Source organism: Streptomyces sp. NRRL B-1140 (assembly GCF_001280065.1).
Classification (GTDB): Bacteria; Actinomycetota; Actinomycetes; order Streptomycetales; family Streptomycetaceae; genus Streptomyces.
The window spans coordinates 118,091-129,201 of record NZ_LGEA01000047.1 but is presented as its reverse complement, the minus strand read 5'-3'; the positions used below and the strand labels follow the sequence as shown (position 1 = coordinate 129,201).

The 11,111-nt window shown below is 69.4% G+C and carries 7 protein-coding genes; 1 reads left to right on the top strand and 6 read right to left on the bottom strand.

Going from position 1 to position 11,111, the window contains the following annotated elements; translation table 11 throughout:
- Positions 1-9: 9 nt before the first annotated feature.
- From ADK65_RS07395 to betA, 6 genes are all read right to left on the bottom strand, one after another.
- Positions 10-2,448 carry a GcvT family protein gene (locus tag ADK65_RS07395; RefSeq protein WP_053668992.1) on the bottom strand — a complete coding sequence of 813 codons (2,439 nt, stop codon included), beginning with the start codon at positions 2,446-2,448 and terminating at the stop codon, positions 10-12.
- A gap of 225 nt (positions 2,449-2,673) precedes the next feature.
- On the bottom strand, positions 2,674-3,636 hold the full coding sequence (locus tag ADK65_RS07390; RefSeq protein ID WP_053668991.1) for an ABC transporter substrate-binding protein: 963 nt from the start codon (positions 3,634-3,636) through the stop codon (positions 2,674-2,676).
- A gap of 13 nt (positions 3,637-3,649) precedes the next feature.
- Positions 3,650-5,659: an ABC transporter permease gene (locus ADK65_RS07385; RefSeq protein WP_053668990.1), complete on the bottom strand. Its 2,010-nt coding sequence runs from the start codon at positions 5,657-5,659 to the stop codon at positions 3,650-3,652.
- Positions 5,659-6,747 carry a quaternary amine ABC transporter ATP-binding protein gene (locus tag ADK65_RS07380; protein WP_053668989.1) on the bottom strand — a complete coding sequence of 363 codons (1,089 nt, stop codon included), beginning with the start codon at positions 6,745-6,747 and terminating at the stop codon, positions 5,659-5,661. The genes ADK65_RS07385 and ADK65_RS07380 overlap by 1 nt, the downstream gene beginning before the upstream one ends.
- A gap of 20 nt (positions 6,748-6,767) precedes the next feature.
- On the bottom strand, positions 6,768-8,237 hold the full coding sequence (locus ADK65_RS07375) for an aldehyde dehydrogenase family protein (protein ID WP_053669041.1): 1,470 nt from the start codon (positions 8,235-8,237) through the stop codon (positions 6,768-6,770).
- 197 nt (positions 8,238-8,434) lie between these two features.
- Positions 8,435-10,096 carry a choline dehydrogenase gene (gene betA / locus ADK65_RS07370; RefSeq protein WP_053668988.1) on the bottom strand — a complete coding sequence of 554 codons (1,662 nt, stop codon included), beginning with the start codon at positions 10,094-10,096 and terminating at the stop codon, positions 8,435-8,437.
- Positions 10,097-10,303: 207 nt separating this feature from the next.
- Here betA and ADK65_RS07365 point away from each other — a divergent pair, with 207 nt between their 5' ends.
- On the top strand, positions 10,304-11,050 hold the full coding sequence (locus ADK65_RS07365; protein ID WP_053668987.1) for an IclR family transcriptional regulator: 747 nt from the start codon (positions 10,304-10,306) through the stop codon (positions 11,048-11,050).
- Positions 11,051-11,111: the final 61 nt, after the last annotated feature.

Below are 11,111 nucleotides of genomic sequence, written 5' to 3'. Positions count from 1 at the left end.
GACGAAGACTCACCCACGAAGACGGGACATCGTCGGATCGAACAGCGGCTCCTCGGCCACGACGGCCTCGACGGACTGGTCGAAGTACCCGATGTGCAGAACGGTCCCCGGAGCCGCCGACTCCACCGGCAGCCAGGCATAGGCGATGCCCTTGCCGATCGTGTAGCCGTACGCGGCACTGGTGACGTACCCCACCGCGCAGTCGCCCTCGTAGACCGGCTCCTTGCCCATGACGACGGCCTTCGGATCGTCGATCGTGAGACAGGTCAGCTTCCGCCGGACATCGGCCTTGCGCCGCTCCAGCGCTGCCTTCCCGACGAAGTCGTCCTTGTCGAGCTTCACGGCGAAGCCGACACCGGCCTCGTAGGGGTCGTGTTCGTACGTCATGTCCGTGCCGAAGGAGCGGTAGCCCTTCTCGAGGCGGAGACTGTTGAAGGCGCCCCGCCCGGCCGCGATGCCGCCCAGCGGCTCGGCCGCCCGCCACAGCGTGTCCCACAGCTTCTGGCCCAGGTCGGCGGTGGTGTAGAGCTCCCAGCCGAGCTCGCCGACGTACGACAGGCGCATCGCGGTGACCGGCACGGACCCGATGTGGGCGCGCTTGGCGCGGAAGTACTTCAGGCCGGTCGCGGAGAAGTCGGCGTCGGTCAGGGGCTGGAGGACGTCGCGGGCGCGCGGCCCCCACAGGCCGATGCAGCAGGTGCCGGGGGTGATGTCGCGGACCTGGACCGTGCCGCCGACGGGGAGGTGGCGGGTGAACCAGTCGAGGTCCAGGTTGCCGTTGGCGCCGACCTGGAAGAGGTCGGGGGCGAGCCGGGCGACGGTGACGTCGCTGCGGATGCCGCCGTCGTGGTCGAGGAGCAGCGTGTACGTCACCGAGCCGACGGACTTGGCGACCTTGCCGGTGCACAGCCGCTCCAGGAACTCGCCGGCGCCGCGCCCGCCGACCTCGAGCCGCTTGAGGGCCGTCATGTCGTACAGGGCGACGGTCTCGCGGGTGGTCTGGGCCTCGGCGGCGACGATGGGTGACCAGTACCGTGCGGCCCAGTCGTTGGGGGTGACGATGGAACGGCCCTCGACCAAGCTCGCGTTGGCCTCGTACCACTGCGGGCGCTCCCAGCCGTTCGCCTCCAGGAAGAAGGCGCCCAGCTCCTGCTGCCGGGTGTGGAACGGGCTGGTGCGGATCGGGCGCGGGTCCCCCGACGGCTGGAGGGGGTGGAGGATGTCGTAGACCTCGGCGAAGTTCCGGCAGTCGCGGGCGAGCACGTACTCCGGTGAGAGCTGGTGCGGTTCGAAGCGGTTGACGTCGCACTCGTGCAGGTCGAAGGAGGAGCAGTAGCCGTCGACCAGCCATTCGGCCATGGCCCGTCCGACGCCTGCGGAGTGCGTGACCCAGACGGCCTCGGCGACCCAGAAGCCCTTGAGGTCCGGGGATTCGCCGAGCAGGGGCAGGCCGTCGGTGGTGAAGGAGAACAGGCCGTTGATGCCCTCCTCGACCTTGGCGTCCTTCGTCGCCGGAAGCAGTGACTGCGTCTCGGTCCAGGCCTCCTCGAAGTCCTCCTCGGTGAACTTCAGGACGGAGGGCATCTGGTCGGACTCGTCCACGGAGAGGATGTCGTCGGCGGAGACCGGCATCGGGCGGTGGCCGTAGTAGCCGATGCCCAGGCCGTCGAAGCGGTCGCGGTAGTACAGGTCGGCGTCCTGGTGGCGCAGGATCGGGCGGACCGCCTCCTGCGTCTGTCCGGCCAGGGCCGGGACCGGGCCCGTCCAGGCGAGCTGGTGGGCGAGCGGGGTGAGCGGGAGGTTCATGCCGGCCATGCGGGCGATCTTCGGGCCCCAGATGCCGGCGCAGCACACGACGATGTCGGCGGGGATCTCGCCCTGGTCGGTCAGGACGCCGGTCACCTCGCTCTCGGTCTGCGAGATGTCGAGGACTTCGTGGCGGGCGAGGAAGCGGACGCCGCGCTCGGTGGCCCGGCGGATCTGCGCCTCGACGGCGAGGACCGCCTTGGCGAGGCCGTCCGTCGGTACGTGGAGGCCGGCGAGGACCTTGTCCGGGTTGACGAGCGGGTGCTGTGCGACGCACTCCTCGGTGGTCAGCAGCCGGGATGCGATGCCCCAGGAGGCGAGCCAGCCGTGGCGCCGCTGGAGTTCGGTGACGCGCTCCGGGCTGGTGGCCACCTCCAGGCCGCCTACCTGGAGGAAGCAGGGCTGCCCGTCGACGTCGAGGGAGCAGAACTTCTCGACGGTGTAACGGGCCATCTCGGTCATGGTCTTGGAGGGGTTGGTCTGGAAGACCAGGCCCGGGGCGTGCGACGACGAGCCTCCGGTGGCGGGCAGGGGGCCCTGGTCGACCACGGTCACTTCGGTCCAGCCGCGCGCGGAGATCTCGTCGGCGAGCGCTGCACCCACGACGCCCGCTCCGATGATGACCACCCGGGGTCCCGCCATCGCCGCACCTCCGACGTTGAAGTGATCCAGTTGCTGTCTACGCAACAAGGTTCAGGTTGCGCAACTCAATGTGCCCGCCGTGCATCGGCGTGTCAAGGGGTCCGCGACGCCGGAAAAACACCCGGGCGGGACGGGGAGACACCGGCGCAAAACGACGAGGCCCGGCAGGCTGACGACACAGCCTGCCGGGCCTTTCCGACCGGACTCACACGGGCGTTCGCGCGCCTACTCGATCCAGGCGTCGACCTTGTCGCGGTTGGCCTCGACCCACTTCTTCGCCGCGGCCTCGGGCGCCATCTTGTCCACCGCGATGTACTTGGCCACGGTGTTCTGGTCGTCGTTCGTCCAGCTGAATTTCTTCACCAGGTCGTAGGCGGGGCTGCCCGACTTGGCGAACTTCGCGCTGACGATCTTGTCGAGTTCATATACGGGGTAGTCGCAGGCGACCTTCTCCGCGTCGGCGTCGCAGCCCTCCTTGTACTCGGGCAGGCCGACCTTCTTCAGCGGCACCTCGGACAGGAACCACTGGGGCTCGTAGAAGTAGCCGATCACCCATTGCTTGTTCTTCTCGGCGTTGCGGTACGCCTGGATGAGCGCGGTCTCGCTGCCCGCGTACACCACCTTGAAGTCCAGCTTGAGGTTCTTCACCAGCGCCTCGTCGTTGGTGACGTACGAGGGGTCGCCGTCGAGGAGCTGGCCCTTGCCGCCGGACTCCGAGGTCTTGAACTTCGAGGCGTACTTGTTGAGGTTCTTCCAGTGGGTGATGTCGGGGTGCGCCTTCGCCAGCCACGGCGGCACGTACCAGCCGATGAGGCCCTTGTTGCCGGTCGGGCCGGCCTCGACGGCCGTCTTCTGTTCGGTGATGTACTTCTTCTTCAGGTCGTCGTGGCCCCAGTTCTCCACGACGGCGTCGACCTCACCCGTGCCGAAGCCCTGCCAGGCGATCTCCTCCTTGAGGTCCTTCTGCTCGACCTTGCAGCCGAGGTCGTGTTCGGCGACGTAGGCGAGGACCGCCGCGTTCGCCTCGTAGCCCACCCACGGGTTGATCGCGAGGTTGAAGGTGCCGCACTTGCCCGAGCTGCCCGAGCCGGCGGCGCTGTCGTCGCCGACCTTCGCGCCCCCGCAGGCCGTGAGGGTGAGGCCGAGGACGGCCAGGCCGGCGGCGCCGGCTCTCCAGTGTCGTGCCATGGTGAGGTGCTCCTTAAGCCCCGGCGCGGCGAGCCGCTGCCTGAGTGATCCGGTCGAACATGACTCCGAGCAGGACGATGGCGAGTCCGGCCGCCAGTCCCTTGCCGTACAGCTGGCCCTGCGAGAACCCGGCCACGACGTCGTACCCGAGGGCGCCCGCTCCCACCAGTCCGCCCACCACGACCATCGACAGCACGTAGATCAGGCCCTGGTTGGTCGCGAGGGTCAGGGCTCCGCGTGACATCGGCAGCTGGACCTTGGTGATGATCTGCCAGGTGTTGCATCCGGTGGACATCGCCGCCTCGACGGTGGTCCCGGGCACGGCCCGCACCCCGTCGGCGATGATCTTGATGGCGACGGGTGCCGCGTAGACGATCGCGGCGACGATGGCCGTGAACCGTGTCGCGCCGAACAGCGCGAGGAACGGCACGAGATAGACGAACGGCGGCATGACCTGGGCCGCGTCCAGGGACGGCCTGAGCAGCCGGTCGACGAGCGCGCTGCGGCCCATCCACACCCCGAGGACGACGCCGAGCAGCATCACGAGCACGGTGGCCACCGCGGTGGAGGCCAGGGTCGTCATGGCGTCCGACCACACACCGGTGCCGACGAGCAGGCCCACGCACACGGCGGTGGTGGCCCCGGCACGCCATCCGCCCAGTACCGTGCCCAGCGCGACGAGGGCGGCGCCCACGAGCCACCACGGGGAGTCGGTCAGCAGGGTCTGGAAGGGGTTGAGGAGGCCGTTGGTGAGGAGGTCGCGGAAGGCGTTCGTCAGGCCCGACAGGTTGTCCTGTGCCCAGGTGGTCACATCGGTCGCCGCCCTGGCGATGGTGCTGCCGGTGCTGCCCTCGCCGGGGAACTCGGCCGCCCACAGGTATGTGTGCGAGAGGTACACCAGGACCAGGGCGCCCACTCCCCCGGCCACCAGCAGGTGCCGTCGCCACGTGAGGAAGACACTGTCCGAGCCCCGGGCCGAGTCGGCCCGTCCGCTCGCGGCGGTGGTGACCCGGTCCAGCACGATGGCCATGACCACGATGGCGAGTCCGGCGTTGAACGCCGTGCCGACGTCCAGTGACTGCAGGGCCTGGACGACGGTCGCTCCGAGGCCGGGCGCGTTGATCAGGGCCGCGATGGTCACCATGGCCAGGGCGGCCATGATGGTCTGGTTGACGCCCATCACCACGGTCCGTTTGGACATCGGCAGCAGGACCTTCAGCAGCGCCTGGCGCCGCGTCGCGCCCATCGAGTCCGCCGCCTCGACGGTGGTCTCGGGCACCGAGCGGATGGCGTGGGCGGTGATGCGGATCGCGGGTGGTGCCGCGTAGATGGCGGTCGCGATGGTGGCGGAGGCCGGGCCGATCAGGAAGAACAGGGTCAGGGGCGCCAGGTAGACGAAGGTGGGCATGGTCTGCATGAAGTCCAGGAACGGCGTCACGATCCGGTTGAACCGGTCGGACAGCCCGGCCCACACCCCCAGGGGAAGGGCGAACAGCAGCGCCACGAACACCGCGGAGAGGGTCAGCGCCAGTGTGTCCATGCTTTCCTGCCAGAGGCCCTGGAGGCCGAGGAAGGTGAAGCCGGCGACGGCCAGCAGCGCGACTCGCCAGTTGCCCACGGCCCAGGAGACGTAGCCGACGATTCCCACGACGCCGAGCCAGCCGATCTGCGGAACCGGGCGGCCCGCGGTCGGCTGCGAGATCAGCTCCTGGACGAAGGTCACCAGGGTGTCGATGACCAGACGGATCTCGTTGAAGAAGTAGAGGAAGAGCGGGTTGGAGTTGCGGTTCGCGCCGATGGAGTCGTTGACGTCGTTGAACCACCGGTGCAGGTCGGTCAGATCGGCGGCGGCGAGGGACAGGGTCTGCCTGCCGCGCAGCACGGCGAAGAGGACCAGCCAGACGACCAGGATCGCGGCCACGATCGTCGAGCGGCTGACCGTGCGCGCGCGCCGGGCGGGAGCGGGCGGCTCCTCGGTCCCGGTCCTCCGCGGCCTCTCGGTCTTCTCCACGGCGACGGTCATCACGCGTCGCCTTCCCGCCCGGCGACCACCGCGAGGATCTCGTCGTCGCCGACGATGCCGAGCAGCTTGCCGTTCTCGACGACCTTGACCGGTTTGTCGGCCGCGAGCACCGCTCGCGTGGCCTCCTTCACCACGACGTCCGGGCCGAGTTCGGGGCCGTCCAGGGGGTCGTCCGGCTCCGCGGGGCGCATGATCCACCGCAGGGTCAGCACATCGCCGCGGGGCACGTCCCTGACGAAGTCGCGCACGTAGTCGTCCGCGGGGGCGCCGACCAGTTCGTCGCCGGTGCCGCACTGGACCATCCTGCCGTCGCGCATGATGAGGATGCGGTCGCCCAGGCGCAGTGCCTCGGACAGGTCGTGGGTGATGAACACCATCGTCTTGCCGACCTCGTGGTGCAGGCGGACGACCTCGTTCTGCATGTCCCGGCGGATCAGCGGGTCGAGTGCCGAGAACGGTTCGTCGAAGAGGAGGACATCGGGGTCGCCGGCCAGGGCGCGGGCGAGCCCCACGCGCTGTTGCATGCCGCCGGAGAGCTGGTCGGGGTAGGAGCTCTCGTAGCCCGCGAGACCGACGAGTTCGACGACCTCCAGCGCGCGCTTGGTGCGTTCGGATCTGCTCATGCCGCGGATCTCCAGGCCGAAGGCCACGTTGTCGACGACCCGGCGGTGGGGCAGCAGCCCGAAGTGCTGGAAGACCATGGAGAACTTGCTGCGGCGCAGCTCGCGCAGGCGGCTCGCGTCCGCGTCGCGGATGTCCTCGCCCTCGAAGAGGATCTCTCCTGCGGTGGGTTCGATGAGCCGGGTCAGACAGCGCACCAGGGTGGACTTGCCGGAGCCGGACAGGCCCATCACGACGAACACCTCTCCGGGCGCGACGTCGAAGTGAACGTCGCGCACGGCGGCCGTGCATCCGGTGCGGTCCATCAGTTCGCGGCGGGTGAGTCCGCGCAGTTCCTCGGAGCCGGGCACCTGGGCCGACTTCGGTCCGAACACCTTCCACAGCTCGCGCACGGAGATGACGGGAGTGGGCGCGGAGTCCTGGGGGGTGTCGCGCCGCCGCGGCGCCTCGGTCGTTGCTGGGGTCATGTCCGACCTCTTTTCGGCGTTCAGCCGCGGAACCAGTGCTGCGGCCGGGGTTGGATGTTCTGCCAGATGTGTTTGGGCTCCCGGTACTCGTCCAGGCCCGTCGGTCCCAGCTCCCGGCCTACGCCGGAGTGCCCGAACCCACCCCATTCCGCCTGCGGCACATAGGGGTGGTAGTCGTTGATCCACACCGTGCCGTGGCGCAGCCGGCGGGCGACCCGCTGGGCCTTGCCGGCGTCCTGCGTCCAGACGGCGCCGGCCAGTCCGTACGCGGTGTCGTTGGCGATGCGGACCGCGTCGTCCTCGTCGGTGAAGCGCTCGACGGTGAGGACGGGCCCGAAGGACTCCTCGTGGACCACGCGCATGTCCTGAGCGCACGCGTCGAGCACGGTCGGCGGGTAGTAGTGGCCGTCGGCCAGGGCCGGGTCGTCCGGGCGTTCGCCGCCGCAGCGCAGGACGGCCCCCTCCGCGAGGCCGGCCGCGACGTAGGCCTCGACCTTCGCCAGGTGCTGGGCGGAGATCAGCGGTCCGGTGTCGGCGTTCGGGTCGAAGGGGCCGCCGAGGCGGATCCGCCGGGCGCGGCGGACCACCTCGTCGACGAACCGGTCGTGCAGCGCGTCCTCGACGATCAGCCGGGCGCCTGCCGAGCAGACCTGGCCCGAGTGCAAAAAGACGGCCGTGAGCGCGAAGTCCACGGCCGTCTCGAAGTCGGCGTCGGCGAAGACGACGTTGGGGTTCTTGCCGCCGAGCTCCAGCGCGACCTTCTTCACGGTCGCGGCGGCGGTGGCCATGATGCGTCTGCCGGTGTCCAGACCGCCGGTGAAGGAGACCATGTCGACGGCGGCGTCCTCGGCGAGCGGTGCACCCGCCTCGGGCCCGGTTCCCAGGACGAGGTTGGCGGCGCCGTCCGGAAGTCCGGCCTCCGCCAGGGCCTTCATCAGCAGGATCGAGGTGGAGGGGGTCAGTTCGCTGGGCTTGAGGACGATGGCGTTGCCTGCGAGGAGCGCCGGGGCGACCTTCCAACTCGCTTGCAGCAGCGGGTAGTTCCAGGGGGTGATCAGGGCGCACACGCCGATCGGCTCGTACACGACACGGCTGACGGCGTCGTCGCGGCCGGTGTCGATCACCCGGCCGGCGTCGGTGCCGCCGAGCCCTCCGTAGTAGCGGAAGCAGGAGACGACATCGGCGATGTCGTACTCGCTCTCCACGAGCCGTTTGCCGGTGTCCAGCGATTCAGCGCGGGCGAACGCTTCGGCGTCGCGTTCGATGATGCCGGCGGTGCGCAGCAGGAGCGCGCCGCGCTCGCGCTCGGGGGTGCGCGGCCAGGGCCCCTCGTCGAAGGCCCGGCGGGCCGCGGCGACGGCCGCCTCGGTGTCGGGGCGGGTGCCCTCGGACACGGTCACGGAGAGTGTGCCGTCGGCGGGGCAGCGGATGTCCCGGTGGCCTCCGGCCACGGGGTCCCGCCATTCACCGTCCACGTACAGGTCTGCCACGTCGGGGCCCTTCGAGCGAATCGCGTTGCGCATCACGCACCGCATTGCTTGTGGTGGAACACTCTGGAGAAGGCGGGAACGCACGTCAAGGGGTCGGCCGATGACGGTTTCGCCAAGGAGACAATCCCGGGAACCCGACCGCCGAAGGGCCCGGAACGCTGTGTTTCCGGGCCGGTCGGCTGCCTGAGAACAGCGGGTTACGCGGGTGCTTCACGGTGCCGGTAGTACGCGGCGCCGGAGGGCGGCAGCGGCTCCTTGCCGAGGATGAGGTCGGCGGCCTTCTCCGCGACCATCATCACCGGCGCGTAGATGTTGCCGTTGGTGATGTAGGGCATCACGGACGCGTCGACGACCCGCAGCCCCTCCATGCCGTGCACGCGCAGGTCGGCCGGATCCACGACAGCCATCTCGTCGGTGCCCATCTTGCAGGTGCAGGACGGATGCAATGCGGTCTCACCGTCCTTGGCGACCCAGGCGAGGATCTCCTCGTCGGTCTCCACGGACGGGCCGGGCGAGATCTCCCCGGCGTTGTAGGGGGCCATGGCGGGCTGGTTGAGCAGCCTGCGCGCGACCCTGACGGCCTCGACCCACTCGCGGCGGTCCTGCTCGGTGGAGAGGTAGTTGAAGCGCAGCGCGGGGTGCTCGGCGGGATCCTTGCTCTTGATCTTCACCGAGCCGACGGCGTCGGAGTACATGGGTCCGACGTGCACCTGGTAGCCGTGTCCGCCGGCCGGGACGGAGCCGTCGTAGCGGACCGCCACGGGCAGGAAGTGGAACATCAGGTTGGGGTAGGCCACGTCGTCGTTGCCGCGGACGAAGCCGCCCGCCTCGAAGTGGTTGGTCGCGGCCGGTCCCGTGCGCAGGAGCCACTGCAGGCCGATGAAGGGGGCACGCCACTTGGCGAGGTACGGCTGCATGGAGACGGGCTGCTTGCAGGCGTACTGGATGTACACCTCCAGATGGTCCTGGAGGTTCTCGCCGACGCCCGGCAGATCGTGTACGACGTCCACGCCGAGCGCCGCGAGTTCCTTGGCGTTGCCGACGCCGGAGAGCTGCAGGAGTTGCGGTGAGTTGATCGCGCCTCCGCAGAGGATGACCTCGCCGGCCCGTACCTGCTGCGGTCTGCCGCGGCCGCGCCGGTACTCGACGCCGACGGCCCGCTTGCCCTGGAACAGGACGCGGGTGACGAGGGCACGCGTGGTGACGGTGAGGTTGGGCCGGTTCCGCACGGGCTTGAGGTAGGCCTTCGCGGCCGACAGCCGGCGCCCGCGGTGGACATTGCGGTCGAACCTTGCGAAACCTTCCTGCCGATAGCCGTTCACGTCGTTGGTGGGAGCGTGTCCCGCCTCCTCGGTGGCCTTGAGGAAGGCCTCGAAGAGCGGGTTGGTCCCCGGACCGCGTTCGAGGACGAGGGGGCCGTCGTGGCCGCGGAACTCGTCGTCCGGGTCGGCGGCCAGGCAGTTCTCCATCCGCCGGAAGTACGGCAGGCAGTGGGCGTAGTCCCAGCTGTCCATTCCGGGGTCGGCCGCCCAGCGCTCGTAGTCCATGGGGTTGCCGCGCTGGAAGATCATGCCGTTGATGCTGCTGGAGCCGCCCAGGACCTTGCCGCGCGCGTGGTAGACGCGCCGGCCGCCCATGTGGGGCTCGGGTTCGGACTCGTACTTCCAGTCGTAGAAGCGGCTGCCGATCGGGTAGGTCAGTGCCGCCGGCATGTGGATGAAGACGTCCCACGGATAGTCGGGTCTGCCCGCTTCCAGGACCAGCACCCGGTTACCGGGATCCGCGGACAGCCGGTTGGCCAGTGCACAGCCGGCCGATCCACCACCGACGATGACGAAGTCGTACCGCAAGTCAGCCATGAGGCCTCGTCTCGCTCGCGCCGTAGAGAATGCGCGGCATGCTAGTACCGGTATCTCTATGCGCACCAGGTTGCGGACAACGCAACTTCTGATTTTCTCGTGAAGGCCGTGACCTGCACCGCTGCCGGCTATGTTAATCGCCCGTATAGTTGCGTTGTGAGCAACTACCATCCAGATACCGAAACGACAAGTGCGCCGTCCGGCGGGGTGCAGTCGGTCGACCGGGCCATCACCGTGCTGGAGATCCTGGCCCGGCGCGGCGAGGCGGGCGTCAGCGAGGTGGCCGCCGAGATCGATGTACACAAGTCCACCGCGTTCCGGCTGCTGGGCGCCCTGGAAGTGCGCGGACTGGTGGAGCAGGCGGGCGAGCGCGGCAAGTACCGCCTCGGTTTCGGCATCGTCCGTCTCGCCGGTGCGGTCACCGGACGCATCGACATCACTCAGCAGAGCCGCCCGGTCTGTGAGCGTCTCGCCGAGGAGATCGGCGAGACGGTGAATCTCGCCGTGATGCAGGAGAAGTACGCGATCAACCTGTACCAGGTGCGCGGTCCGGGTGCTGTGACGGCGTTCAACTGGGTCGGCCAGCTGACGCCGCTGCATGCCACCTCCAGTGGCAAGATCCTGCTGGCCCACATGCCGGCGAAGGAGCGTGCCGCACTGCTGTCGGACGCGGGTCTGAAGAAGATGACGCCGCGCACTCTGACCGCGAAGACCAAGCTGGAGAAGAACCTCGCCGAGGCGCTGGAGCGCGGCTACTCCTGGACGCTGGAGGAGTTCGAGGCGGGGCTGCACGCCATGGCCGCCCCGGTCCGCAATCGGGACGGGGAGGTCATCGCTGCACTCAGCGCCTCAGGGCCGGCGTACCGGCTCACCGAGGACCGTATTCACGATCTCGCTCCGGTGCTGGTCGAGGGCGCGGACGAGATCAGCCACCGGATGGGATATCTGGGCTGATCCCGCCGCGCCGCTTGCGCCGGCCGCCCCGGGCACCGGGAGCCGGGCCGCCGGGAGCCGC